Source organism: Sphingomonas sp. R647, assembly GCF_020177055.1.
In the GTDB taxonomy this organism is placed as follows: Bacteria; Pseudomonadota; Alphaproteobacteria; order Sphingomonadales; family Sphingomonadaceae; genus Sphingomonas.
Genome location: NZ_JAIQXT010000005.1, coordinates 246,778 through 271,661, shown reverse-complemented (window position 1 = coordinate 271,661; position 24,884 = coordinate 246,778). Strand labels below are relative to the sequence as shown.

Below are 24,884 nucleotides of genomic sequence, written 5' to 3'. Positions count from 1 at the left end.
AGTACCTCCCTAGCCCGTGCGCACGAGCTGGATCGCGAAATCGGTCATCCGCGCCTGACCGTTGTCCATCAGGTGACGGCGCGTCTTGTCGATCGCGGTGATGCGATAGGTGCCGAGCACTTCGCCCGCACCATCGACCAGTGGGTAATCCTCGCCCGCGTCGGCCATCTCGCTCAGCGTCTTCAGCGCGGAATCGCGGGCGCCGAGCTCAGGCACGAGCCGACCGGGGATCGAGACGTCCTCCGGACCGGGCCCGGTGAACTGATAGGCGGGGCGCGCACCGATACGCTCGGCCGCCGCGTGCTCCCAGTTGGCGCGCGAGGTCAGCTCGTCGGGGAGCATCGTCTCCCGCTCGAACACGAACAGGCCGAGGGCGAGCAGCTGCATCAGTCGTTGTCCCCATAGTCGGAGGCGGCCGCAGCGCGTGATTTGCGCTCGATGACGGCCGCGACCTTTTCTGCGAGCTCTTCGGTGTCCTCCCCCGGCTGCGCATGGATCGTGATGCTGATCGCCAGATGTTGGATGATCGCCGGTCGCCCGCCGCCGCCGCCCCCGGGTGGCGCAGCGGCCGCCGGCGTCATGCCAGCGGAGCCGATCGCGAGCGCCGCGGTAACCTGACCCGCGAGGCGGCGCATGCGCGCGATCGGCTCGTCTGCGCCGCGTTCGAGCCCCATGGTCAAGCCTTGGGTCATGTATCCGCCGAGGCCCATGAAGACCCGGCTCGGCGACTTGATCCCCAGCACGCCCTTGAACCAGCCGACCGCCTGCTTGCCGAGTCCGACGATCTTGTCGCGTAGAGCGGAGAGCTTCGATGAAATGCCGGTGATCAGGCCCATCATCAGCTGCGCGCCGATCTTGAGAAACTGCATGCGAAGATTGGTGAGGAAGCGCGCGCCCTCGACAAACCAGCCTTTGATCTTCTCCCAGTTGTTCCAGATCAGCACCCCGGCAGCGATCAGGGCGATCGCGATCGCGCCGACGATCCACGCGGGCAGGCCGACAAAGGCCGCGATCGCGCCAATGCCCCATAGGGCAGCCTGCGCAACCAGGCGTAGCGGCGACAGGATGAAGCTGAGTACGCCGCCCAGCTTCATCAGCCATCCGATGCCGGTGACGATCGGGCCGACGACGAGGCCGAGTCCGCCGGCGACCACGAGGAACGCGCCGATCGCGCCCACCAGCGTAAGCAACCCGCTGGCGAGCTTCGGGTTCGCATCCATCCACGCGCTGGCGCGATCGGCCCAGCGGCCGAACAGCTCCGCGCCCTTCTCGATCACCGGAAGCAAGCGCTCGCCGATGCCGATCTTGAGGGCGTTCACGCGGTTGTTGAACTTCGCGAGCCGGGCGGCACTGGTGGCCGATCGCGAGTCGAACTCGCGCATCATCGACCCAGCCCATCCGCCGCGGTCCCCTACCATCTCGAGGTTGGTCGCGAGCGTCGGGAGTTGGGTCAGCAGCGGCGCGATCGCCGAGATAGATTCGCTGCCAAACAGCTGATCGAGGATACTGGCGCGCTGATAGTCGGGCAGCGCCGCGATCTTCTGCATCACCGTCATGATCGTGCCGGTGGCGTCGCGCTGCATCGATTTAGCGACAGCCGTAGACTCGAGGCCCAGCAGTCCGAACGCCTTCTTCTGCGACTTCGTCGCTGCCTCGCCCTTTGTCAGCGCGAGCATCGTATTCTTGATGCCGGTGGCGGCAATCTCCTCCTGCACGCCCATCGAGGCGAGCGTCGCGCCCATCGCCGCAATCTCGCCGGCGGCGAGGCCCGCGACTTCCCCCAATGGGCCGACGCGGGTCACGATCGCCGAGATCTGATCCGGGGCGGCGGCGGTCTTGTCGCTGAGCCAGTTCACCTTGTCGGCGAGCTGCACCACCTCGCGCTGCCCGAGGCGGAAGGCGGTGCGCCACTTCGCCATCGTCTCGCCGGCCTTATCGGGGTCGATGTCGAATGCGACGCCCATCTGCGCGGCGTTGCGCGCGAAGGGCAGCAGCTCGTTGCCGGCAAGGCCGGCCTGACCGCCCGCGGCGACGATCTGGGCGAGCCCTTCCGCCGCGATGGGCAGCTCGCGCGACAGTTGAAGGATATCGCGGCCCATCGATTTGAACGCGCGCGGATCCTCCATCCCGTCAACGACCTTGCGCACGTCGGACATGGCAGATTCGAAGTCGATCGCCTCGCGCACGGCAAAGCCGAGCGGCACAGTGATAGCCGTGCCCGCGATCCCGGCTGCCATGCCCATGCCCTGGATCTTGCCGCCGACCGCCTGCACCTTCTCCGCGCGGGCCTGGACGCGACCGCGCTTCTCAAGCTCCTGGCGCTGCTGCTGGAGCCGCTTGTTGGTGTCGTGCAGCTCGTTGCCCAGACGCTCCTCGTGGCGCGCCAGCTCGGCGACGTCGACGCCGGCGCGATCGAGGTCACGGGACAGGCCCTGCAGCTCGATACCGTGCTTTTCGTGCTGGGCGATCAGCCGCGCTTCCTTGCGCTCGGCCGCCTCGATCCGACTGGTGAGGCGCTTGGTGCTGCCTTCTGCTTTCCCGTGTTCGGCACGCAGCCCGGCGAGCTTCGCGCGCTGCTCTTCGATCGCCGACGCGCTCGCGCGGAAACGATTCTCCATGTCGCGAAAGGCACCGACCTTCGCCTGCGCCTTCTGCAGGCGATCGATCTCCCTGCGCGTCTCGGCGATATCGGCGGCGGTCTTCTTTGCCGAACCGCCGATCGTCCGCATCTTGCCCGTCAGGCGATCGAGCGCAGCGAACTTGATGACCAGGGAGAGCGAGCGGTCGATTGCCATGTCACTTATCCTTGGGGCGACGCGCCACCATCAAATTGTGCCAGCGGACCAGATCGCCGATCGCCATCCGGTCCATCTGGTCGGGCATCCAGCCCCAGATTTCGGCGAGGTTCGCCATCACCTCATCGAGATCGTCTACGAGCCCGCTTTCCGCGCCTTCGTGAACAAAAAATCGACGACGATCTCGCACAGGTCGGTCAGATCCTGCACCTCGAGCTGGCCGCTGCTGATCTCCTGCTCGGTCAGCGCCGGCGTCGTGATGCGCGGGAGGAGCTTGGTCAGCGCCGTCACGTCGCCGTTGCTGACGGCGTTGAGCGTCAGGCCGCGACAATCTCCCGGGGTCGGCTTGCGCACGGTGACCTCGGTGATCTGGGTGTCGCCGCGCTGGATTGGTTCGTCCAGCGTGTGCTTCTTGAACTTGGGCGACTTGGGCGCACCCGGTGCTTCGGCTTCCATGACTGCTCCTTACTGGCCGAGGATCGCGCGCATCTCGGCGAGGCGATCGACGCCGCCGACGCGGTAGATGTTGTTGAGGATGTCGATCTCGATCTCGGTCGAGCCGTTGACGTCCCAGCGCAGATAGGCGGCGGTCTGCTTGAACTTGTGCTCGGTATCGTCGCCCGGCTTGGCGTTGCCCGGATCGAACTCGATCCATTTACCGCGGGTGATCACCTCGGCCGAGAGCCAGGTGCCCGCGCTCTCCTCCTGATAGGCACCCGCGAAGCGGCTGATCGCGCCGGCGACGCCGACCATGCCCATCTGGCGCATGATCGGGACCGCGATGCCGCCGACCGTCAGCTCGAGCTCGAGCTTTTCGAGGCCGAGCGAGATGTCGAGCTCACCGTTCATGCCGCCGCCGCGATAGCCTTCGGTCTTCTCCACGATCTTGGGCAACGTGATTTCAGGCACCTGGTGGATGAATGAGGTACCACCGGCGAAGTAGTTGAAGTTCTTGAGCTTGGAGGGGAGCATGGTCGTATCCTCGGGTCAGGCAGGCGGGGGCGGTCGTGGCGGTGCGCTGGGGATCAGCCCAGGTTGCGGCCGAAATCGGCGTAGTAGATGTCGGTGATCTGCTGGGTGCCGTTGAGCTCCTCCATCGGGGCGCAGGGCGTGAAGTCCCAGATGAGCGCGAGCTTGCCGGCGGCGAGATTGACGGCGGGGTTCAGGTCGCGGTCGTAACGTGCGCGGCCGCCGATCAACCGACCCTGCGCGATCTTCGCATCGAAGTCGGCGTTGATCGTCTCGATCATCGCCTTGATCAGACCCTCGGTCAGAGGCTGATCAACCGCCCAGAGCAGGCCATTGGCGATCGAGTCGCGCAGCACCTGACTGGTGCGCACGGCGCTTTCGAACGCGTACATCGGGTCGGGCGAGCGGGTGCGGTTGCCCCAGAAGCGATAGCCGTCCTTGCGGATGACGGTCGTGATCGGTCCGTCGTTGAGCAGCCCGGCGTCGGTCGAGGCGTCCTGAAGGTCGAAGAAGACCGGCGTGGCGAGGCCGGTGATGCCGTTGACGACGACGTTGGAGATCGTCTTGTGCCAGCCGACCGTCTCATCGATGCGCGCACGCATGCCGAGCACGCGGGCGATCAGATCGGCGGGGCCGTTCTCGGCGCTGGTACCTGGCCAGAACAGCATCTGTTCGCGCAACGCGAAGTCCTCGGCATAGACCAGCGCTTCGCTGACGCTGGTGGCGCCGGTGCAATAGCCATAGGCCATGCCGTTGAGTTTCTGGGCCGCGATGCCGAGCGCGCCGAACACCGGGGCAGTGTCGAGACCCGGGGCGCCCAGGATGCGCGGGCGGACGCCGGTCGCGCCTTCGGCCGCGAGCAGCGCCTGAATGCCGGTATAGGCGCCGCCGGCGATCGTGCCGATGACCGCATCATCCTGATCCTCGGGATCCACCGTTTCCGCGACGCGCACGACGATCAGGATCGGGCTGCACTGGTCGTAGATTGCGGCGAGGGCTGCCGGCAGGGTGCCGGTCTCACCGGCGACCGCGATCGCGGCGCGGATGTCGCCGATCAACACCGGCGTGTCGAGCGGGAACAGATCCTCGTCGGCGTCGGGGCCGGTGGCGACCAGGCCGACGACCGCAGTCGCGACCTCGACGATCGGGCGGGCGCCCTGGGCGGTTTCGGTGATGAAGATACCGTGGCGGACGGGCATGGCAGGATCCTTCAGGTTGCCGGCTGCAGGGGCAGGGTGAGCGGGACAGAGAGGCGGGCCAGCGCGTTGGGCGCGGGGGATTCGAGGTCGACGCCCTCAAGCTCGAGCTGCGCCTTGCCGTCGGCGGCGAAGGCGAGCGCGACGCGGGTCAGACGAAACAGCGGCTCCCACCGCGCGATCGCGGTCGCGGTTGCGGCGAACAGGCGAAGCCGGCCGAGCGCGTTCATCGGCTGATCGATCAGCTCGAACAGCATCGAGCCGAAATCGAGCCGGTTCACGCGGGTGCCGAGCGGCGTGTTGAGGATGATCGAGAGCCGCTGGCGCAGATGATCGCGGCCGGCGAGGCGTTTGCCAGTGTGGCGGTCCATGCCGATCATCGCGCTGGCCGATCGGACTTGCCGCAACTCTGGGGCTTGGATTCGCTGGTGCGATCGGGGCGGCGGGAGCGATCCATCAAGACACGTCCGGTCTTCGCGCCGCGGACATGCTGGTCGACACCGAGGAAGCGCGGGGTGGTCATTCCGGCACCGCAGTCTTGGCCGCGCCGGCCTGGACGCCGGCGTGCTTGTGGGTCTTGAGGCTGATCGCGCCAGCCTTGACGTCGCCATCGGCCTCAACATCGCCGGTGACGCTGAGCTTGCCGTCGATCGAGACGTCGCCCGTGATCGAGACGTTCGCCTCGATCGACACGCCATCGGCTGCGACGACGGTCACCGAACCGCCCTGGACATTGAGGGTGGAACCTTCCGCGAGGGTGATATCGAGGGTCGAGTTTTCAGGGTCGAAGGCGAGGATCGATCCATCCTCAAATTCCACCAGCTCGCGCGCCGAGGTTCCGGGCAGCGGGAAAGCCGACTGGGTCAGGCCGCCAATCGCGATCGCGCCCTCGATGTCACCTTCGGGACAGAGTAGAAGCAGTTGCTCGCCAACACTGGGCGGCGACCAGGTGCGCGTCGCGCCGGCGCGGCGCTCGAGCCAGCGGATCTTGCTTGTGCGGATCTCGCCGACCGCAACCACGATGCGCCCGGCGGCAAGATCGACTTCCTCGACCTTGCCGATGCGGAGCAGCTCGCCGATGCGGCCGTGCGGATCCTCGCCGTCGCCCATGCTCAGTCGCGGGTGAGCTCGAGCGTGACGCCGAATTCCTCGGCCGACGCCGGGGTATAGGTGTCGGTCGCCTCGATCAGGGCATAGAGCTTGCTGTTCGGCTTGGTGGTGTCGAAGATGATATCGCAGCTGGCGCGACCCTGCGAACCATCGCCGAGTGCCTGGCCGACGACCACGGCAACCGAGCCGATATAACCCTTTGCACGGCCATTGGTGATCGCAAAGGGGCCGTTGTCGCCATTGGTGACGCCGGGCGCCTGGTCGAACAGGTGCACCTTGAATTCGGCGTCGGTGAGCGTGACGCTCGACTTGTCGATCGACACCGCGGTGATGGTGCCAGCCCCGCCGGGAAAGCGTGCGCCGGGGGAAATTTCGAGCGGCACGACGCTGCCTGCGGTCGCATGGTTGGCGACCAAGTCACCGGCAGCATACTGTGTGGTGTTCGCGAGACGGGTGAAGGCGGCGCGGACGCGGCGGCGGAAATCGGACATCGGGACGTTCCCTCGGCTGAATGACCATCCCGGCTGTCCGGGAGCGCGCAGATGGTTGCGAGCGAGGGCGCGGCGCGTCATCCGCCCGCTGTTGTGCGGGGCGGAGACACAACAAGGGGTGAGATCAGCGGCTCGGGTCAGCACCTTCCTGTGCGAGCATGCCCCGGGGGGCGGCCGCGCGCGCGGCTTTGGAGAGCGCGGCGGGGTAGGGGGGTGGCGTTACCGGCCGAAGTGCGCGGGCAAGAGGCTCAAATGCCGCGCCGCCCAGGCTTGAAGAAAATGCTCTTCAGCAGTCCGCTTTCATCAACGAGGTTTTCTCCCGGCGACAGCGGGGAAAAGCGCGTCCCAAAGATTCGTTCATATTGATGAGGAACGTGGCGTCGAATTTGAGTGAGAGTTGGATTCGTGGGCCACTTTGGAGGGTAGCCCGCGCGATCGGCCTCTTCTGCAGATTTGCGACCGTAAAACGCCAGAAAATCTGCGAGTTGGATCGCTCGCGAGTCATCCTTACGGACAAATTTGAGTGAACCTAAATCCTTCGCTGCATCCTCGCTATTCCTCCTAAACCAGTCAAAGTAATTGGCGATGTTCCCATTGTTGCGGTGGCCATCTTCGACAATAAATGTGAGCGGAAGTGCGGCGGGGATAGGGCGGCGCTTTAAAATGATCCCGGTGATAATCGACCCAAAGCACAATCCGATGGGTGACATATTCTGAAGCCCTGGCGTCTGCTTCAGGAGGGCGCTTGCGTCGAGTTTGTTTGCCGACGCGTAGATCCCCAACATCCCATACCGGCCAGCGATCCAGAACAGGCCCTCGATGAACGCTGTGCGCTTCGCATCCGGCCAGCCCCTGTGCACCCCCTTCCGGTACTGAAAATCCTTCGTATGGAGCACCTCGATACCCCATGATTTCATGTATCTGTCCGCCTCCTCCTCGAAGGCGCGCCAACGCTCTGCAAGTGTCACGTAGCCGCCGAGGACAATTACGGGTCCCTTGTCATTGTCGCTGTCGTCAAGGTAGCAGATCAACCCCATGGGCTTGCTTCCTAGCGAACCCCGAACCGAGCTGCCATACCCTGCTACCAGAGGATCATGTCAGACCCCCGGAACGCGCTTCCTGATCCACTCATAGAGAGTGTCACACTGTTCGACCGTCAGGGCCGACTGTGCCACGCCAGCAGCTTTAAAGCGCACGGTGTCACCTGAGTATATCGACTGAGGGCTGGGGCCGGGCCCGAGAATGATGCTGCGATCAGACGGGGTGCGCGACCCGGTGCATGCCGCCTCGATGAGCTCTCCGATACGCGGGATGTAGAGTATGTTCTTGCCAGTCGAAGTGTTCACAATTCCGAACACAACCTCGTATTCAAGCGGACTAACCGGCCAGCCCGCGTCAGCAGATACGGCAACGCCCGCGCTCGCCGACCATTTCGAACTGAAGACCGGCTTACGGGGTGAGGAGCCGTTGGTATAAAGGCGGATGAAATTTGCATCGCCGTTCAGATCACTTCCCATAAACATGACTTGGGCGTTATTCCGCTGGACGACGCCAATCAGGGTCATGTCAGCGCTCTCCTGAATGCCTGTGTCGATGTAATTCCCATCGGTGAAGGTCGCCGCGACATCGACCGAAGGTGCGCCCACCACGGTTGCATCCTCGCCGCCGGTGACCACGTTTCTGACCGCATGCTCGAGCGAATCCGACAGGAACAGGAAGGAAGCCAACGGAACGGGAGGGTTCACCCGCTTGATATAGCGGATCGGATTGGTGGCGGTGACACCGACAGCCTTAAGGTTGAGGGTCATGGTCGGCTCCTAGAAGTTGAGGGTGTGGTAATAGACGGCCATCGCCTCATCCGGGGCGAGGACAAGAGCCGCGCCGGTCTGCTGAAGCCAGGCCAAGTGATCGAGGATCTGCTCAAACTCGGCCGTGGAGGGGCGAGGTGTCAGGTCAGGGTTCGTGTAATAGGCGGATGGGACACCGTGAATGTAATAGCCGCGGAGATATTTCGCGGCTGCTACCGCATCCATATCGCCGGTTACGGCGGCGACATTGTGCCCGCCATGGATACCTGGGTCGGCATTGAGCAGCGACTCGATGCCCTTGCGCGCAAGGCGGGTCGGATCGACGGTCTGATCCCAACCAAGCGCGTTGGTATAGGTAAACGCGTAGCCATAGTGTTTCCGAAGCGGGTCAAAATAGCTTGCGTGCAGCTCGCTGCTGGGGGTCACCCAGCCCGACACCTTGAAGCCGTAGCTCTCCAGCACTGCCTTGCTGTCCGCCATCTTCGACTCGATGACCGCGATATCTGTTGCCCCGCTGCTCATCGCCGTCGCGTCGGTCGAATGCGACAGGATCGAGTGGCCGCGCGCATAGGCGCGCTTGTACAGGGCAATAGTGTCGGAGCTCACGTTGGCCGTGTTTAAAGCAAAGCCAACCTTGAGACCTCGCTCGTCCAGCATGTCCAGGACGTCAGCATCAGTTGGATTCAGGTCATCGACAACCAGCATAATGACTGCCTGCCGTCGCGAAGTGAAGCGAACCTTGGATGCATTTACTATTCGCATTTGTGCATCGAGTTCGACGTCGCCGGGGATACTCGGCACTTCGGAGACTTCAAACAGCACGCCACCATTTTCATCGGTAACGACGAATGCGTAGCCTGGATCGTCGGCCTGCTCCAAAGCGAACCCAGCGACATTCAGCCTATCCATCGCGATCGCGCCGCTGATTGCGGTAAGCACTGCAGCCACACCATCTGCATCAACCGCGCTGAAGCCGCGCGTTTCGAAGATACCCGACGCCAGCAGCCTCGCCGCGACAGCGCCGGATGGATCAAGAAAGCGCGCTATTGCATGCGGATCGAAATCAGGTTCTGCCGAGGGGGTTTGCGATACCGCTGCAGTAAGCGGCGCCGTCGCTGCCTCGACCACGCGATCAAGTGGGACGCGCTTCGCCTCCCCGTCAGCGAGCACCAGGACGGTCTCAGCGCCGGTAGGTTCAGGAAGTTCGGGCAGTTCGGAGATCTTCGCCATCAGGAGTTTTCCGGCCAGAGGGGATGCGAGGAAGGATCGAAGGCGGCGAGGTTCGACGCCGGCATGCGAGCGACGATCGCCTCGATCGCGTTGGAGGCGGTGCGGATCGCGTTGATGCGGGCGCGTCGATCGAGCGCGCCGCCGATATCGGTCGCTGCCCCGGCGAACGCCTCGATCGCGATATCGGCGCTGTCGTTGGCCTGGCGCTCGAGGCTGGCGACATCGAGGATCCGGCGGCGAGCCTCGCCCTTGATCGAGTTGACCGCGCGATCGCGCAGCTGCTCCAGGCTAAGCCGCGTCGCCTTGATGACGGGTCGCCCTTTGGCATCGGCGACGATCTGCTTGCCGGCGCTGCGCGCCTCGATCAGCTCAGCATAGCGCGCGCGAGACATCCGCACCGCGTCGGCGGGCAGCTCGGGATGGATGGCGGGATCGTAGAAGCCGCCGGTGGCTGGGGAATAGAACATAAGCCCTCCCTCAATGTCCGATCATGATGAGGTCGAAGCCGTCGACACGGATGTCGCGGTCGAAGTGGAGCTGCAGCATCACCTGACAGCCGTATCGGTCGGCCGAGACGATCTGCGGCTGAAGGTTCCGGTAGATGCTGGGCGCTTCCAGCCAGGCCGTGGCCGAGCCGACCAACGCGGCGTTCGGGAACACGATCGGCCAGCTGATCGGAATCGCGATTTCGTAGAGAATGACCGCGCGGTACGCGATCCACTGGATGATCATGCCGTTCGGCAAGGTCGCATAGCCGTTTGGAGTGAGGCTCTTTGCCAACCCGCCCAGAGCGGCAGGCGTCACGGCCTTGTCCCCGGCCAAGCCTGCCAGGATCTCTGCGGTAGAAGATGGCAGCACGGTCAGGGTGCGGTCGGCCGTGAAGTCGCCTCCCCCGGTCACCAGCCCGCCGCCGGTAACGCTGCGCGCAGACGGCACCTTGCCGCCAAGCGCGGCCGCCATGGCTAAGGGGGTGACGGCCTTCGCATCGTCGGTGCCCGTGGCAACATCGACCGGTGACGCCTTCGGCACGGTGAGCGTGATGTTCCCTGCGAGGCTCCCGCCGCCGGTGACCAGCCCCCCGCCGGAGACCGTGCGCGTTGTCGGCACCGCGCCGACATCGGCGGCGGTGAGCACCACAGTGCCGACTTTGCCGTTGACGCTCGACACCGGTGCCGGGGTCGAGATCTCGAGCCAGTTGGCGAGGACGGTCGCTGGCGCGGCCTGAAGGACGTAGACTAGCCCGTTGTCGGTTCGGACAGCGAAGTCCCCGACTGTGGCGGCGAGCGCGAGCATCGCGGCTTCGCTTGCCGCAGGGAACACGTCGATCAGATCGATCGGCGGGCGCTGCGACACGAGCAGTTTGCCATCAGGGCCGAGCGTGGCGACACCGTTTGCAACACCGAGCTGGTCCGCCGCGACATAGCTGGCAAGCACCGCCGCCATCGTCGCGGGCGTGATGATCTTGTCCGCGACGGCTCCGGCCAGCGCCTCGGCAATCGTGGCGAGATAGGCGACGCCCTTCTCGCTCTCGGTTGCGGGCGGGTTGAGGAAGTTGGTGTCCCCGAACGCGATCAGATCGGCCTCACCGTCGAGGAACTTGAGGTCGAACGCGGTGAGGAAGTGCGAGGCGGGATATTTGCCGAGGAAGGGGTCGCCCTGGCTGAAGACGGCGAACAGCGTCCCGTCCGCAAGATAGAAGCCCAGCCCGCGCGCGACATATTCATCGTCGCTCGAATCGCGCACGATCAGGTGCACCGTATCGGGATCCGCAGCGGTGCCCGCGATCGCGTCGATCCGCTTGAACTCACCGGGCAGCGCGGTGAGCGTCGGCGCGGCCACGAACACCGACGCGGTTAGGCCGGCCTCGGCGATCACAACAGCCGCCGACCCGCCGCCCTCCGCATCGACCAGGGCGGCGCGACCGGCATCGGTAATTACGAGTTGAAGCGGTGTCGTCATACGGCACTCCCGTCGATGAATTCGCCGCTGTCATCCTCGAGCGGTTCGCCGTCCTCGGTCTGGATAAGGTCGGCCCATGGCGTTTCGCTCGCGTCGGTCGCGGCCATGTCGAGGCGGGCATAGGCGACCGGCTGCCCCGCCGAGATCGGCGCAGGGAGGCCGATCAGCTCGAGTTGCTGGACCAGCGCGAAATGAGCGCGGACCGGCTTGGCGCGGGTCACGTCGATGAGGATTTGGCGCGCGAACTCGGCTGACGCGCGCTTGCCGCCAGCGACGCCATCGGCATCGATCAGGGGCAGACGCACCTCGAAAGTGTGCCGGGGAAGGTTGGGCGAAACCTCGAACCACTCGACCAGCTGCAGCAGGTCGTCGAGCGCCTGCAGCGCTTCCTCGACCGCGAGGCGCGTGCCCTTGATGCGCTGCGCTGCGATTGCCCCGGCGACGGCTTCGCGCTTCTGATCGTCACCCCAATCGGCTTGCCAGCGATCGACCGAAAGCATCCATCCCAACCAGGGAAGCGCGTTGATGGCACAGGTGGCGGGGTTGACGAGCGTAGCCACGTCGACGGGAATGTCGCCGATCCGCGCGCCGGCATTGGCGAAGGTTCGCTCGAGCGGAGTGCTGGCCGGTGGCAGAAGATCAGTCATCGGCCAACGTCACATCGGTGCCGGTGCAATGGGCGATCTGGGTCCCGTCAGGCAAAATGTCGGTAGCGGGCTCGACCAGGGCAACGTTGAGCACGCCTTCGACGTGGAGGGCGGCGATGATCCCCGAGCGGGTGACGGGTCGCCCGATCTTGCGTGCATCGGCGAGATAAGCGGCCAGCCGTGCCTCGGCCGCCGCGAGCACGACCACCGCATCCGGACCATGGAACAAGGTCAACACGGCAAGGACGTTGAAGGTCAGCAGCGTGACCGACGCCACCCGGACATTGTCGGTCAGGGGCCGCACCTCGCGATCATTGACGATCGCCTCGACCGCTTCGATTTGGTCGGCGGAAGCGGTGCCGTCGCCCAGGCGGGAGAGAATGCTGACAAGGACGTCCCCGGGCCAGTCGGCGGCGCCTAGCGTAGTCGTCATTGCCGTTACGAGTTCGGGCGCTGCGTCATGCGCTGCGAGGACGCTGAGCACGATCGACAGGATGTCGTCGGGGGTCGGTGACGTGGCGAGCGCGTCAGCGATCGTCGCATCGGCCGACAGGGCGTGGAAGCGATAGGCGGTCGCGGGACCAGCGACGCTGAAGCTCTCGGGCGCGAGCTGGATGCGGCGGCGCAGATCCGCGTCGCTTTCGTATATCGCCGGGGTTGGTCCGTCCGCTTCCTGGAGTATCAGACGAGGGACATTGACCAGTGCCCCCAGCTGCTCGAGATCCGCGCCTGTGGCGTAGGCGAGCATCGTCTGCAAGGCGCGCTCATTGAATGCCTGGCGGATCACCAGCTCGCGCCAGGCGATCGTCTCGAGCAGCATAACGGCAGGATCGGCCTCGACGGTCGCGTCGAACTCAGGAAGGTTTTCGGGGCGCGTGACGTACTCGATCAGCTCCGCGCGAATCGATTCGAACGAAGGCACCGCGACAAAGCTCGGTGGCGGGAGACGCGACAGGTCGATCGCGGTCGAGGAGTTGGCGGGGTCGGACACGGGGCCATGTCGCCGCCCGCGCATAGCCCTTGCCACGGGGTGCTGTTGTGCCGGGCGGAGACACAACAGCAGGGGTGCGTTCTTTCCCGCCGTCACCAACCCGCTTTGTTGTGATGCTGGCCCACCGTCGTGGGCCAGCGTTCTCGGGAGCGTGGGAGCCGGAGCCTTTGGTACAAACCCGCTGGCGTCTTACTACCTAGCGATCTCCGCCGCCGCCATGCCAAGCAGCATGTCGATATCCGCTTGGCGAAAGCCGAGGAGAACGCGGGCCGCATAGGTGACCTCGGGAGCACCCGGCTCGCCGGAGACTCGGTCACGCAGGCCGAGCTGGTGGATGCGGGCGATTCTGCCGGCCGCACCAGCGAAGCCGACGGCCACTTCGTCGGTTCCGGCCTCATTGCGCAGCCATTGGACGAGACGCAGCTTGCGGAACATCGGGCCGCCCTGGGCTCGGCGCCGAATCGCGCCACGGCGGGCGCGACCACCCTCACGGGGCTTGCGCGGAGCAAACGGGGACCCATCGGGGTTCTTCTGTTCGGCAATGCGGCGGGCCTGAGCCTGGCGCAGCGCTCGCCCCATGCGCACGGCCAGACCAGCGCGGCGATCAGGCGAAACCGCAGCCATGATCGCGCCGAGCTCCGCCTCGAGCGCGGCGAAGTCGCCGGCGTCGCTCATTGCGCGGGCGGGTACGGCAGGATGACGCCAGCGGGGTCCATGAGCTCGAGCAGCACCGGATTGCCGTCATAGCCCGGGTCGATCGGCCCCGGCTCCGCGTGGTGGACGAAGTCGATACCGCCGTCGGGCTTGCGAACCACACCGACCGCCTCGGTCAGGCGCAGCGTCAGTTCGAGGTCGGCAGAGGTGCCGCCGAGGAACTCGGCGTCGAATGCGATGGCCTCGTTGGCGTTCGCGCGCGTCTGAAGCTGATCGGGTTGATGCGTCGCGAGCCAGTCGAGCAGGGGCAGAATGACCGCGTCCAGATGGCCGGTGAAGTCGAGCAGTATGATCCGAAGATCGTAACGATACTCGAAGCCTCGATCGACCGGAGAGCCGGGCGCGGTCGGGCGGGTGGCGATGCGCCCCTTTTCAGCGAAGACCACAAGCCGATCAGGGTCGCGCGCATAGTCGGGCAGCGCGGCGGTGAGGGCGGCACGGATCGAGTCGGGCTTGAGCATCAGCGCGCCGGCGGCGCAGGGCCGTTGTTCTCGATCGCGGCCTGCGCCCGCACCCATGCCTGCAGCGCCTCGAGCTGCATCGCCTGCTCGGTCGCGATCAGGCGGTCCTCGAGATCCATCAGCCCGATGGCGAGAGGAAGTCGGTCTTGCGCGGCGGCACCATCAGGTCCGCCGGCGGCTGTGCCGGCGGCGGGCATTCGCGGGTCTGCGGCGCTGCTGGGATCGGTTGGGGCCGCTCGCTGCAGCTGAAGGCGCAAAGCATCGGCACGAGCGCGGACGCCAGCAAGGCGCGTTTGATAGTCACGAGAGACCTCCTGGTTGATGCGGGACTGTTCGGCGATGACGCGCTTCGCATTCTCGGCGTCCGCGATCTTGGCCTGCGCGGCCGCCAAGCGGACGTTGGCGACCGTGATGCGGTGCGCGGTGCGTTCGTCGGCGAGCTCGACCCGCGCGCGCGCCGTTTCGAGTCGGGCACCGGCGAGCTGAAAGTTCAGGATTGTGACGGCCGCGAGCGCTATGAGCGCACCGGTTCCGCGCCAACCGAGAAACGCCCACACCGCTTTCGCCGCGCCAATCATGCCGTCACCAGTGCGTAGGGGATCGTCGCGCTCGACACGCCGAGCCGCTTCGCGAGCGCGTCGACCTGGGCGATGAACGCATCCCACTGATCGGGCGGCACGGTCTGGCATCCCTCCGACGACGTCGTTGAGTTGCCGCCGCGGTGGATGTTGATCCCGAAAAAGCCGGTGTCATCATAGGGCGGCGTGCCATCCCGCGTGACCGTCACCTTGCCGCCGGTCTGCACCAGGGCGCGGTACTGGCCCTTGTGCAGGCCGAAGCGGTGCGCACGCCACAGGCCCGGCTTCAGCACCGCCATGCCCTTGCCGGCACCGGTGCCCGAACCGAGGCGACCGCGCGAAGGGTCGGTATTGCCGTTCCAGGCGCTGAAATGAACGCCGGGCGCGACGATGAACAGGGCATCGTCATAGATGCCGCGATCATTCGCGCCGGGCTTCCCCATCGTGTCGCGGTAATAGCCGCGGACACCGACGATGAAGAGCCGATCGCGCGCAGTGAGGCCGAGCGCAGCGACCTTCGCCATCACTTCAGTCTCGGTCATCTTGGGGCGGCTCGCGGGCTTCATGGCTTGCTCCTCTTGGTGCGGCGGGGGCGTGCAGCCGCTCGGTCATAGGTTTGGGCGAGCGCGCAAACGCCGGCGTCGAGCCCGTCGATCGCCGCGGTCGACGGCGCATCGGACGCGACGCGGATGCACGCGGCTTTGAGGCACGCGGCCATCAGGCGATCGGCGGCGCGCGCCAGATCGGGCCCGGGCTCAGAGAGCGCGGTCATCGGGGATGCTTCCGGTGATCTTGAACGCCAGCACCGTCAGCGCGGCGGCGATTTTCTTGTCGGTTTCGAGCCGATCCTTGTCGAAGATCAGACGATCGGCGCGCTCCTGGCGCAGCGCGTCGCGATCCGCTTTGGTCTGGAGATAGAAATATAGCGCGAAGATGCCGATGGGGCCGCTTCCGATCAGTGCCTGGACGAGGCCTTGTTCCATGGAATCAGTCCCACAGCTGGACCAGTTCGACGCGCTGCGCCGCTGGCGAGGTTTCGGGAATGAGGACAGCGCGGCCCTCCGGAAGCACCGGGCCGAGACCGGCAAGGCCGCGATTTGCACCGAGCACCACCTCAACAGCGGCGGGGCCGCCGCCGATCGCGCGCCAGACCAGCTGGTCGAGGCGCTCACCCTGGCGGGCCGGGACGGTCATCGCGGCCATCAGATCAGCTCGACATCGATGCGCGTCCGCGCCGGCGGCGCGTCGACGTCGGGATCTTGCGACGGCACGATCGCGAGCAGGTCGCGCACGGCGTGAAGGCCATCGCGCCGATAATCCTCGGCGCTGGTCGCCTTCATCTCCGCACGCTCGTCGCCGGCGCCGGTGGCGCTGATATCACGATGGGTCTCGGCGAGCTGGGCGAGGGCGTAGTTATAGACCGCGCTGCGCCACAAATGAGAGCAGGCGCTTTCCCCGTCGAGCTGCAGACCCGGAACCTGGCTGACGTGCTCGACACCAGCGAGCACCCAGTTGGTGCGCCAGGCCGCCAGATCCTTGAGCGCGTCGGTCATCCCCTTGAGCGCCGCCTCGCGCAGGCGCGGGAATGTGATCTGAGTGCCGACGCGCATGACGTCCTGCAGATGGTGCAGATCCACCGGCGCGAACCAACCATCGGCATGGACCAGCTGCTCGCACGATTCCGCGCCGGCGCACGGGGCGCTGGCGGGCGGGATCGAGATGATGGCGGGGCCGGTCATTGGCGGTTCCAAAAATGCTAGCGGGGGGTGAGGAGACGATCGCGGCGGGAAGGCTGCGTAGGCGTGAGGCCGTCCGCCCGTCGTTCCGCCCCCCGAGCGCTCGCGGGGCGAGGGGGTGACAGGGCCGGTTGCCCGGCCCCGGAAGTCAGGCGGCGTAGCGCGGCGAGCGCGGATGGCCTGCGATCAGATGATCGTGGTGGCGATAGGGTGCCGCAAAGGTGAACGCGGACAATAAGCGCTCGAGCGGATGCACGATCGTCGCCTTCACGAAGGCAACGCTGCTCGCAAGCGCCGCAGTCAGGGCGAGGGATGCGAGGGCAATGATATGGGTCAGTCGCATTGTCAGTCTCCTGCTTCAAAAGGCTCGCGCGCGGCCACTTCCGGCGCGGGCGTCATGATGCGGCCCGACGTGAGCGTAATGTGCGCTCCTCGGGCGATGATCAGTTGAGGTTTGCGGAGTCCGGCGTCCTCGAACGCATCGACGATCGCGTCCGCGACAGCCTCGGCATCATGATCGGTGACTTTCTCGCTGAGCTCGACGATCAGCACCCGGCGCTGGCTGCGGCGTTCGAGCCAGGTGCCGAAGAGGATCGCACCGGCGAGGATGGCAAATAGGATGAGCAGGCTCATTGGACGTCACCCATCTTGACGAGATCTCGCTCCGCCTTCTCGAGATCCTTCTTCACCCCGACTTTTGGGTGACGGCGGAGGGCAGCTTTGAAGTGGGTGACGGCGCCATCAAGCGCAGCGCGAATGCCGCCGGCACGATCCGACGCCTCGGCATCGGCTTCGCCTTCAGGCGGCGTGGCGAGGCGGACCAACGTCAGCCCGATCGCCTTGTGCAGCTTGGCGCGAACCTCATCGATCATGTCGTGATCGGCGGTCGATTCCTCGACCAGCTGCAGGAAGTCGATGCTCGGCGTATCGCCGCGCCCGAGACGCGCGATCGCTGCCTCGGCCGCGATCTCGGCGATCACCGTCGGCGCGGTGCGACTGTAGCGTTCCGGCATCGCCAGATTGTTGCCGAGCACATAAGCGATCAGCGGGAGCGCGCGATCGTGGTCCTCGATGTCGAGTGCCCAGACCATCATGGTCAGCACGATATCGTCCTGCACCGCCGGCGCGCCGGCCTTATGCGCGTCGAGGATCCCGGCGACCCATTGGTCGAAGATTGCGATCAACTCGCGCTTGCGGGCGATCTTGGCTTCGCGGGCCTGGATCTGCTTGAGCTGGCGCAGGCAGTCGCCGAGCTCGGCGAGCTGGAGGCGCTCCTCCGACGTCGCGGCAGCCTGAGCCCCGCCCAGCGCGCGGGGCGCGCCGCCGGCCGCCACGCTGGCGTGGCGGCGCTGCATCATGCGCTGGGCGGGGCTGAGGCGCATCACGGCTCCTCGGGATCGAGGATGACGACGTTCTCGAGCAGGAACGCGACCTCATAGTCCTCGACGACATAGCCGTCGTTGGAGCTGTTATAGTCGGCCACGCGATCGGCATCCGGCTCTTCCTGGATGTGCCGGCGGCGCTTGCCGTCCTGATAGTAAAGGGCGAGGTTCTTCGGCGGCGTGACCAGGATGGCGTTCGCCGGGAAGTACGGCACGACCATCGCCTGCTTGCCGCCGAGGCGACGCGACGCGAGAATGACCTCGAGAGCGATCTCTTCGGTCGGTGCCTGCTCGACATTGACCTTGTTGAAGTACTTGTCGTGGAGCAGATCGGCGCCGGTGATCGCGACCAAATCGCTGCGCGTGCGATTGTAGCTCGGCAGCAGCGTGTGGGTCATGTCCATGACCAGCGCGTCCAGGTTGCGATAGTCGCCTCCCTGGCCAATCGTGATCTGGTTCGAGTCGGTCACCAGCTCGGCCACCACGCGGGTTTCGTTTTCGGTCCGCATCTTCTCGAGCCAACCGATGTTGACGTCCTGAAGGAGCGGGTTTGCGGTGCGGTCGGTGGTCGCGGCAGCGCTGGTACCGTTCCACCCGATCATGATGCGATCGAGCGCGCAGCGCTCCATCAGCACCGACTGCCACATGGTCTGGAAGTTGGGGAACTTCGCCCAGCTGTCGAGCTTGTCGTAGCGCAGCGCCACGTCATAGTTTGTCTGCTTGAGCGTGTAGCCCTCACCGGTCAGGCCGGTAGGATCGCGCGGCACGCGGCGACCGGCGCCGGTCGTGTCGGTGCGGCCCGCGACCGTGGAGGTCGCGTTCATGCCCAGCTTTTCGCCGGTCAGCTCGGGCACGCCCTGCATGCTGATCAGCTTGAGGAAGCCGCTCGATTCCTGCGTCTTCTGCTCGAGCGTCTGCTGGGTCGAGGGGGAGACGGTGAACTTCTTGTCGGCGGGCGCGCCATCGTTCAGCGAGCTGACGCGCTGGCAATAGGCGTCGAAGGCCTGGCGGGTTTCGGGACGCATCGGGCGGGATCCTCGTTAGTAAGCGGCGGGGCGGGCGGTGGCTTAGAAGTCGGCCTGGGCGTAGGTGCCCGTGCCGGAAGCGGGCGGGCGGCGGTGGCGGTCACCGTCGGTGGTCTCGATGTCCGAGCGCAGCTTGGTGACGTCGGCCTTCACCTCGCCCAGCTGCTTGGTGAAATCGGTCTGGAGCGCCGCCATGCCTGCGGTCAGCTTCTCGACGCCCTGGCCGAATGCCGCAAAGCGGGCGGCCATTTCGTTGTCGTTGGCGGGGTCCTTCGGCTCTTCCTTCTTCGGCTCCTCGGCGGGCTTGCCCTCGGTGAAGTGCTTGAAGAAGGCAGTGGCGGCGGCGAACAGACCCTGCGCATCGCTCGGCACCGCCGGCGCGGTTTCGTCCAGCTCGAAGCTAGTTTCGAGCCCAAGCGAGAAGACGTTGCCGTCCTGCTGGACGCGCGGGGCAAGGCTCATGCCCTGGCCCTTGTCGAGGGCGAAGCTCAGCACTTCGGTGCCGAGCGATGCCGGGCTGTCGGTGACGGCCAGGCCGACCAGATACGCCTTGTTCGAGTTGGCGAAGTTCGGTTGCACCTCGATCGAGGTGTAGAGCTTCTGCTTGTCGCGGTTCATCGCGACCAGATCGTCGGTCGGGTCGATCTGCGCTTCGAGCGCCAGCTTCTTAACCGGCTTGCCGCCGATGTTGAGATCGACCTCAGCGGTGCGAACCGCGACGACGTCGCCATAGGACTTGAACGGCGCCTTGTCGGTAATGCCGCGGATATGCTCCATGTTGACGCGCGCGCCATAGGTCTTAGGGTCGAAGGTCGCGACGATGTCCTTGATCCAGTTCGCCTCGATCTTGCGGCCGTCGACGGTGTCACCCTCAACGGCGACGCGGAAAAACTTGGTCTTGGCCATGACGGCGCGCGCTCCTGCAGCTGGTCAGCTTCGTGTCGCCGCAACAGGCGCGAGGAAGCGGCCATTTCGCAACGCGGGGCTGTTGTGCCGGGCGGAGACACAACAAGCGGCTAGGGCTGTCCGGGCATCGCCGCGTCTAGCGTCCGCGCATGCTGGATGGCCTCCGCCACGATCCCCGCGCCAAAGCGCGTCATCTGTTCTGGGCGCACTACACGCTGGAGCAGATCGCCGAGGTGCTGGACGTGCCGGCCGCGACCGTGCGCAGCTGGAAGCACCGCGACAAATGGGAATCGATCGCGCCGATCGGCCGCGCCGAGGAAGTGATGTCGGCCGAGCTGATCCGGCTCGTCCTCAAGGCGGATAAGACGGGCAAGGATGTCCGCGATATCGACCTGCTCGGCCGCCAGCTCGAGCGCTTCGCGCGGATCCGGCGATATGAGGCTCCCGGCGGCCATGAGGGCGACCTCAACGATCGCGTCGCCAATCGAAACGCCGGGCCGAAGAAGAAGCCGCGCAAGAACCAGATCACCGTCGAGCAGGCCGAGGCGCTGCGCGAGGCGTTCATCGCCGAATGCTTCCCCTATCAGCTGGCATGGTATGAAGCAGGCGGCGAGCGCACGCGCTTCATCCTGAAGAGCCGCCAGATCGGCGCGACCTGGTATTTCGCGCGCGAGGCGCTGATCGATGCGCTCGACACCGGGCGCAACCAGATCTTCCTGTCGGCGTCGCGGCGCCAGGCCAACATCTTCCGCAGCTACATCGTCGAGTTCGTGTTCCGCGTCACTGGCGTGAAGCTGACCGGCGAGCATTTGACGATCGATCGGGGCGACGACGCGGAAGGTAAGCCGCTCGAGATGCCGACGATGTTCTTCCTGGGCGCGAATTACCGCACCGCGCAGGGCGAGCACGGCAATTTCTATTATGACGAGTGCTTCTGGAGTCAGGACTTCGAGCGCACCGACGATGTCGCGTCGGGCATGGCGAGCCAGAAGCGCTATCGCGAAACCTATTTCTCGACCCCGTCGACGGTGCAGCATCAGGCGCACCGCAAGTGGAGCGGCGAGAAGTATAACGAGGGCAAGTCGAAGGCGGATCGGGTCAAGGTCGATGTCAGCGAAGCGAATGTCGCCGCCCTCCGCGCGGGCGAACTCGGCGCTGACGACATCTGGCGTCAGGTCGTGTCGATCGAAGACGCGGCGGCGGGTGGGTGCGACCTGTTCGACCTCGACAAGCTGCGCGCGAGCAAGTCGCCCGAGGTGTTCGACAACCTCTATATGTGTCGGTTCATCGACGACGCCCAATCGGCCTTCCCCTGGGCGACGATGCGGCGGTGCATGGTCGACAGCGAGGATGCGTGGCGCGATTTCGAGCCCTATGCGCTGCGCCCGCTCGGCGACAAGCCGTGCGTCATCGGGTACGATCCGCAACAGTCGCTGACCGGTGACGAAGGGTCGCTGGCCGTCCTGGCGATGCCCGAGATCGGGAAAAGTGCGAAAGCGAAATCCGGCAAGTTCCGTGTGCTTGAGCGCAAGCGCTTCCGTGGGCGCGACTATGATGAGCAGGCGGAGGCGATCCTCGACGTCTGCACCCGTTATAATGTCGTCGGCATCGCGATCGACAAGACCGGCCTGGGCGATGCCGTTTACAAGCTGGTCGCGAAGAAATTCGCGAACACCCGGGGGCTGGTCTATTCGGTCGAGCTCAAGACGCTCTTGGTGCTCAAGACCAAGAACGTCATCCGCGCCGGCCGCCTCGAGTTCGACGCCGGCATGATGGATATCGTCGAGGCGTTCGTCTCGATCCATGCCGAGCTGACCAAGAGCCAGCGGGCCGTAACCTTCACCAGTAGCCGCGCAGGGAATGTCGGCCATGGCGACGTGGCCTGGGCGATCATGAACGGCATCAGTTTCGAAGAGCTGGACGGCGGCGCGCCGGGCCAGGGCAATATCGTGGAGATCTGTTGAGATGAGCGAGCAGCTGCCGGCGATCGCCGAGACGGTAGAGACTGTGGAGGGCGAAGTGATCGCCAGCGGCGGGCGTGGAATGACCTTTGCGTTCGGCGAGGCGGAATCGGTTCGCGATCGGCGCATGCTGATGATGGAGTGCTGGCACAACGGACGCTGGTATGAGCCGCCGGTAAGCCGCGACGGGCTCGCCCGAGCGTTCGACGCCGCGCCGCACCATGCCAGCGCGATCAAGCTGAAGGTCAACCTGCTGGCGCGTCAGTTCATCCCGAGCCGCTGGCTCAACCGCGACGATTTCATGCGGTTCGCGCTCGATTTCCTCACGATGGGCGACGGCTATCTAGAGCGGCGCGACAACCTGGCGGGGCGGCCTATGGCGCTGAAGCACAGCCTGTCGCGCTATACGCGCCGCGGCGTGGTCGACGGCGAGTTCTTCTTCGTGCCGGGGTGGCGTCAGGAGCATGAATTCCGGCCAGGCACAGTCTTTCAGCTGAGCGAGCACCACCCGAGCCAGGAGATCTATGGCGTCCCATATTACATGGGCGGGCTGCAGAGCACGTTCCTCAACGAAAGCGCCACGATCTTCCGCCGGCGCTATTACGACAACGGCAGCCATGCGGGCTTCATCCTGTATCTGAACGGCACCGATTTTGGCAGCGCCGAGACCGAGGCGATCCGCAAGGCGATGAAGGACGCGAAGGGGCCGGGCAACTTCAAGAACATGTTCCTGCACGTCCCAGGCGGCAAGGAACATGGCGTGAAGGTCATCCCGATCGCCGAGGTCGCGGCGAAGGACGATTTCATGCCGATCAAGAATACGAGCCGCGACGATATGCTGGCCACCCATCGCACGCCGCCCCAGCTGCTCGGCGTCGTGCCGACAAACAGCGGCGGGTTCGGCGACGTCGGCAAGGCCAGCGACATCTATTTCTTCAACGAGATCGAACCGCTGCAGGGTCGGATGCTTGAGGTGAATGAGTTCGTCGGCCTCGAGGCGGTGGCGTTCCGGCCTTATGAGCGGGTGGGGGTCTCAGGCGGAACGGGATAGCCGACGCTCTTCCGTCCATCTATGGCGTCAGCAAAAGCAGACAGTGACGGATCCCTGAGGTCCAGATCCTCGTCCACTCGCCGGATGATGCGCGCGGCATGTTCCCAAGTTCGCTGAACTGCTAGTCGCGCCGCCATCCTGGCAACCGTGGTCACCCGATCTTCTGCGGGCATCGGCGTGCTGGCATAGTATTGCTCCGCCTCGCGAGCGATTTGATCGGCGAACAATAGATCCCGGTGAAACGACCCGTCGTAATCATTCTTGGTTGCTGCCGACATGTTCGCTGGCCTCATGTTGTGCCCGCCGGATACACAACAGGCCGCTGTTGCCGCGTCAATAGCGCCGGGGGGAAGCGGGGGTCGCCGCCCTGCAAGGCGGAAACCGACGAGCATGCACTCGCCATGACACAGCTGGCCGACTGAGCCACCCCGCACCCGCGCAACGGGCGGGGCCCATGGACACGTATGCAATGAACCCGTCAAGCACCCCTGTTTCCCCCGTCCGTCCCGCCGCCGGCTATATCGGCGGGAAGCGCAACCTCGCGCGAAAGATCGTTCCGATGATCGATGCGACCGAGCATGCGCTCTATGGCGAGCCCTTCGTCGGCATGGGCGGCATCTTCCTTCGGCGCCGGCGTCGGCCGAGTGTCGAGGCGATCAACGATGCGTCGGGTGACGTCGCCACGTTGTTTCGCGTGCTCCAGGAGCACTATCCCTATTTGATCGATATGCTGCGCTGGCGGGTCGCCAGCCGCGCGGAGTTCGACCGGCTGATCGGCATGGATCCGACGCGCCTTACCGACCTGCAGCGCGCGGCCCGGTTCCTTTATGTCCAGAAGCTCGGTTTCGGCGGCAAGGTCGCCGGGCGTCATTTCGGCATCTCGCCGGGTCAGTCGGCTCGGTTCGACGTATCGAAGCTGGAGCCGCTGCTCGCCGACATTCACGAGCGGCTGTGCGGCGTGTGGATCGAGCAGCTCGACTTCGCGACCTTCATCGGGCGCTATGACCGCGCCGACGCGCTGTTCTACCTCGACCCGCCATATTGGGGCAGCGAGGACGATTATGGGGCCGAGCTATTCGGGCGGCACGACTTCGATCGTCTCGCGGGCGCGCTGCGCGGAGTGCGCGGGAAGTTCCTCCTGTCGATCAACGATTGCCCAGGGGTACGCCAGTGCTTCGACGGATTTCAGATGGCCGAGGTCCAAACGACCTACACCGTCGGCGGAATGAAGTCAGGCGGAGTTCGCGCTGGTGAACTGCTGATCAGCAACTACGCCTTGCCGACCGGGGGATAAACTCGAACGAAGACGGCATGGTGCCGCGGAAACATGGCCCGGGCCTTGGCCGATATCAGGCAAAGGTACCGGGCCTGTCGAGAGACCAGCAGTACATCGTAGCTCGCCCATAAGCGTCGCGGGACCCGCGCCAGACGCGGGCTTTGGCCCGGCTCCACGGGCCGGGCGTATCCTTCGATCAACGCGACGCCGGCGGCGAACTCCGGATATCGCGCGATCATCTCCTCGAGACTGACGGGGCTGAGTTGCTCGGCCACGCGGCTTGCTGCGGCAGCGGTGCGATGGTGCGTCAGCTCGCAGCCGCCGACGCTCACGATGTGCGTGACCTCGCCCAGCATCACGCGCCGGCCGATATCGACAGCCCAGCGGTGGCGCAGCCAGTCGGCCTGAGAGATCGATTTCGAATCGCGGAACACTGAAGGGAACAAAGCACGAACGGGCGGCGGCGGCCAGACCCCCAGCGCCGCGCTTGCCCCCGCGCCTCGCCCGGAGGCTTTTGGTACCGGTTTTGTTGCGAGAGCCAAATCGCGCCGCTGGGCGGGCGGTGGGCCGTACAGGGGCCGCGTTGCAGTTTGTTGCG

The 24,884-nt window shown here is 65.5% G+C and carries 33 protein-coding genes; 3 read left to right on the top strand and 30 right to left on the bottom strand.

From position 1 onward, the window contains the following. Window positions 1-9: 9 nt before the first annotated feature. The 29 genes from K9B35_RS14340 to K9B35_RS14200 all read right to left on the bottom strand — a co-directional run bounded on the left by K9B35_RS14340 (window position 10) and on the right by K9B35_RS14200 (window position 19,998). Complete coding sequence (locus K9B35_RS14340) at window positions 10-387, bottom strand: phage tail protein (protein ID WP_224922595.1); 378 nt, start codon at window positions 385-387, stop codon at window positions 10-12. Further along, window positions 387-2,795, bottom strand: coding sequence for a phage tail tape measure protein (locus tag K9B35_RS14335; protein WP_224922593.1), 2,409 nt, complete (start codon window positions 2,793-2,795; stop codon window positions 387-389). Before K9B35_RS14335 ends, K9B35_RS14340 begins: the two co-directional genes overlap by 1 nt. Window position 2,796: 1 nt before the next feature. After that, window positions 2,797-2,913 (bottom strand): GpE family phage tail protein, encoded by a 117-nt coding sequence (locus K9B35_RS14330; protein ID WP_224922592.1) that lies wholly within the window; start codon window positions 2,911-2,913, stop codon window positions 2,797-2,799. 17 nt (window positions 2,914-2,930) lie between these two features. Then, window positions 2,931-3,251 carry a phage tail assembly protein gene (locus K9B35_RS14325; RefSeq protein WP_224922590.1) on the bottom strand — a complete coding sequence of 107 codons (321 nt, stop codon included), beginning with the start codon at window positions 3,249-3,251 and terminating at the stop codon, window positions 2,931-2,933. 9 nt (window positions 3,252-3,260) lie between these two features. Then, the gene (locus K9B35_RS14320) at window positions 3,261-3,767 is read right to left on the bottom strand and encodes a phage major tail tube protein (protein WP_224922589.1); all 507 of its coding nucleotides are present in this window, start codon (window positions 3,765-3,767) and stop codon (window positions 3,261-3,263) included. Window positions 3,768-3,820: 53 nt separating this feature from the next. Continuing rightward, the gene (locus K9B35_RS14315; protein WP_224922587.1) at window positions 3,821-4,963 is read right to left on the bottom strand and encodes a phage tail sheath subtilisin-like domain-containing protein; all 1,143 of its coding nucleotides are present in this window, start codon (window positions 4,961-4,963) and stop codon (window positions 3,821-3,823) included. An 11-nt stretch (window positions 4,964-4,974) separates the two neighbouring features. Next, window positions 4,975-5,331, bottom strand: a complete 357-nt coding sequence (locus tag K9B35_RS14310) for a GPW/gp25 family protein (RefSeq protein ID WP_224922585.1) — start codon at window positions 5,329-5,331, stop codon at window positions 4,975-4,977. Between the two features lie 148 nt (window positions 5,332-5,479). Next, window positions 5,480-6,070: a phage baseplate assembly protein V gene (locus K9B35_RS14305; protein WP_224922583.1), complete on the bottom strand. Its 591-nt coding sequence runs from the start codon at window positions 6,068-6,070 to the stop codon at window positions 5,480-5,482. A gap of 2 nt (window positions 6,071-6,072) precedes the next feature. Beyond that, a complete protein-coding gene (locus tag K9B35_RS14300) occupies window positions 6,073-6,561 on the bottom strand; it encodes a hypothetical protein (protein ID WP_224922582.1) in 489 nt (162 codons plus the stop codon). A gap of 248 nt (window positions 6,562-6,809) precedes the next feature. Beyond that, complete coding sequence (locus tag K9B35_RS14295) at window positions 6,810-7,598, bottom strand: DUF3800 domain-containing protein (protein ID WP_224922580.1); 789 nt, start codon at window positions 7,596-7,598, stop codon at window positions 6,810-6,812. Between the two features lie 60 nt (window positions 7,599-7,658). Beyond that, entirely contained in the window at window positions 7,659-8,369 is a 711-nt protein-coding gene (locus K9B35_RS14290; protein WP_224922579.1) for a hypothetical protein, read from the bottom strand. 9 nt (window positions 8,370-8,378) lie between these two features. After that, window positions 8,379-9,599 carry a polysaccharide deacetylase family protein gene (locus K9B35_RS14285; RefSeq protein WP_224922576.1) on the bottom strand — a complete coding sequence of 407 codons (1,221 nt, stop codon included), beginning with the start codon at window positions 9,597-9,599 and terminating at the stop codon, window positions 8,379-8,381. Next, window positions 9,599-10,066 (bottom strand): hypothetical protein, encoded by a 468-nt coding sequence (locus K9B35_RS14280; protein ID WP_224922574.1) that lies wholly within the window; start codon window positions 10,064-10,066, stop codon window positions 9,599-9,601. Before K9B35_RS14280 ends, K9B35_RS14285 begins: the two co-directional genes overlap by 1 nt. A gap of 10 nt (window positions 10,067-10,076) precedes the next feature. Next, window positions 10,077-11,558, bottom strand: coding sequence for a hypothetical protein (locus K9B35_RS14275; protein ID WP_224922573.1), 1,482 nt, complete (start codon window positions 11,556-11,558; stop codon window positions 10,077-10,079). Next, a complete protein-coding gene (locus tag K9B35_RS14270; RefSeq protein WP_224922572.1) occupies window positions 11,555-12,205 on the bottom strand; it encodes a phage tail protein I in 651 nt (216 codons plus the stop codon). Before K9B35_RS14270 ends, K9B35_RS14275 begins: the two co-directional genes overlap by 4 nt. Beyond that, window positions 12,198-13,196, bottom strand: coding sequence for a baseplate J/gp47 family protein (locus tag K9B35_RS14265; protein WP_224922571.1), 999 nt, complete (start codon window positions 13,194-13,196; stop codon window positions 12,198-12,200). The genes K9B35_RS14270 and K9B35_RS14265 overlap by 8 nt, the downstream gene beginning before the upstream one ends. A gap of 192 nt (window positions 13,197-13,388) precedes the next feature. Next, complete coding sequence (locus K9B35_RS14260; RefSeq protein WP_224922570.1) at window positions 13,389-13,871, bottom strand: phage virion morphogenesis protein; 483 nt, start codon at window positions 13,869-13,871, stop codon at window positions 13,389-13,391. Then, window positions 13,868-14,371 carry a phage tail protein gene (locus K9B35_RS14255; protein WP_224922569.1) on the bottom strand — a complete coding sequence of 168 codons (504 nt, stop codon included), beginning with the start codon at window positions 14,369-14,371 and terminating at the stop codon, window positions 13,868-13,870. The genes K9B35_RS14260 and K9B35_RS14255 overlap by 4 nt, the downstream gene beginning before the upstream one ends. Then, window positions 14,371-14,949, bottom strand: a complete 579-nt coding sequence (locus tag K9B35_RS14250; protein WP_224922568.1) for a hypothetical protein — start codon at window positions 14,947-14,949, stop codon at window positions 14,371-14,373. Before K9B35_RS14250 ends, K9B35_RS14255 begins: the two co-directional genes overlap by 1 nt. After that, window positions 14,946-15,515: a hypothetical protein gene (locus K9B35_RS14245; RefSeq protein WP_224922567.1), complete on the bottom strand. Its 570-nt coding sequence runs from the start codon at window positions 15,513-15,515 to the stop codon at window positions 14,946-14,948. Before K9B35_RS14245 ends, K9B35_RS14250 begins: the two co-directional genes overlap by 4 nt. After that, window positions 15,512-15,721, bottom strand: a complete 210-nt coding sequence (locus K9B35_RS14240) for a hypothetical protein (RefSeq protein WP_224922566.1) — start codon at window positions 15,719-15,721, stop codon at window positions 15,512-15,514. The genes K9B35_RS14245 and K9B35_RS14240 overlap by 4 nt, the downstream gene beginning before the upstream one ends. After that, window positions 15,705-15,932: a hypothetical protein gene (locus K9B35_RS14235; RefSeq protein ID WP_224922564.1), complete on the bottom strand. Its 228-nt coding sequence runs from the start codon at window positions 15,930-15,932 to the stop codon at window positions 15,705-15,707. Before K9B35_RS14235 ends, K9B35_RS14240 begins: the two co-directional genes overlap by 17 nt. A 4-nt stretch (window positions 15,933-15,936) precedes the next feature. After that, window positions 15,937-16,152 carry a tail protein X gene (locus K9B35_RS14230; protein WP_224922563.1) on the bottom strand — a complete coding sequence of 72 codons (216 nt, stop codon included), beginning with the start codon at window positions 16,150-16,152 and terminating at the stop codon, window positions 15,937-15,939. Then, window positions 16,152-16,688 (bottom strand): head completion/stabilization protein, encoded by a 537-nt coding sequence (locus K9B35_RS14225; protein ID WP_224922561.1) that lies wholly within the window; start codon window positions 16,686-16,688, stop codon window positions 16,152-16,154. Before K9B35_RS14225 ends, K9B35_RS14230 begins: the two co-directional genes overlap by 1 nt. A 145-nt stretch (window positions 16,689-16,833) precedes the next feature. Next, on the bottom strand, window positions 16,834-17,028 hold the full coding sequence (locus tag K9B35_RS14220; protein WP_224922560.1) for a hypothetical protein: 195 nt from the start codon (window positions 17,026-17,028) through the stop codon (window positions 16,834-16,836). Window positions 17,029-17,030: 2 nt separating this feature from the next. Further along, complete coding sequence (locus tag K9B35_RS14215) at window positions 17,031-17,318, bottom strand: hypothetical protein (protein ID WP_224922558.1); 288 nt, start codon at window positions 17,316-17,318, stop codon at window positions 17,031-17,033. Further along, window positions 17,315-18,067: a phage terminase small subunit gene (gpM, locus tag K9B35_RS14210; RefSeq protein WP_224922556.1), complete on the bottom strand. Its 753-nt coding sequence runs from the start codon at window positions 18,065-18,067 to the stop codon at window positions 17,315-17,317. Before gpM ends, K9B35_RS14215 begins: the two co-directional genes overlap by 4 nt. After that, window positions 18,067-19,092 (bottom strand): phage major capsid protein, P2 family, encoded by a 1,026-nt coding sequence (locus K9B35_RS14205; RefSeq protein ID WP_224922554.1) that lies wholly within the window; start codon window positions 19,090-19,092, stop codon window positions 18,067-18,069. Before K9B35_RS14205 ends, gpM begins: the two co-directional genes overlap by 1 nt. Before the next feature lie 42 nt (window positions 19,093-19,134). Then, complete coding sequence (locus tag K9B35_RS14200; RefSeq protein WP_224922552.1) at window positions 19,135-19,998, bottom strand: GPO family capsid scaffolding protein; 864 nt, start codon at window positions 19,996-19,998, stop codon at window positions 19,135-19,137. A 149-nt stretch (window positions 19,999-20,147) separates the two neighbouring features. Here K9B35_RS14200 and K9B35_RS14195 point away from each other — a divergent pair, with 149 nt between their 5' ends. From K9B35_RS14195 to K9B35_RS14185, 3 genes are all read left to right on the top strand, one after another. Beyond that, window positions 20,148-21,962 (top strand): terminase large subunit domain-containing protein, encoded by a 1,815-nt coding sequence (locus K9B35_RS14195; protein ID WP_224922550.1) that lies wholly within the window; start codon window positions 20,148-20,150, stop codon window positions 21,960-21,962. A 1-nt stretch (window position 21,963) separates the two neighbouring features. Continuing rightward, complete coding sequence (locus tag K9B35_RS14190; RefSeq protein ID WP_224922547.1) at window positions 21,964-23,010, top strand: phage portal protein; 1,047 nt, start codon at window positions 21,964-21,966, stop codon at window positions 23,008-23,010. A gap of 454 nt (window positions 23,011-23,464) precedes the next feature. Next, window positions 23,465-24,304 carry a DNA adenine methylase gene (locus K9B35_RS14185; protein WP_224922546.1) on the top strand — a complete coding sequence of 280 codons (840 nt, stop codon included), beginning with the start codon at window positions 23,465-23,467 and terminating at the stop codon, window positions 24,302-24,304. Here the strand turns inward: K9B35_RS14185 and K9B35_RS14180 are convergent. Next, window positions 24,280-24,720, bottom strand: coding sequence for a hypothetical protein (locus K9B35_RS14180; protein WP_224922544.1), 441 nt, complete (start codon window positions 24,718-24,720; stop codon window positions 24,280-24,282). The genes K9B35_RS14185 and K9B35_RS14180 overlap by 25 nt on opposite strands. Window positions 24,721-24,884 lie beyond the last annotated feature (164 nt).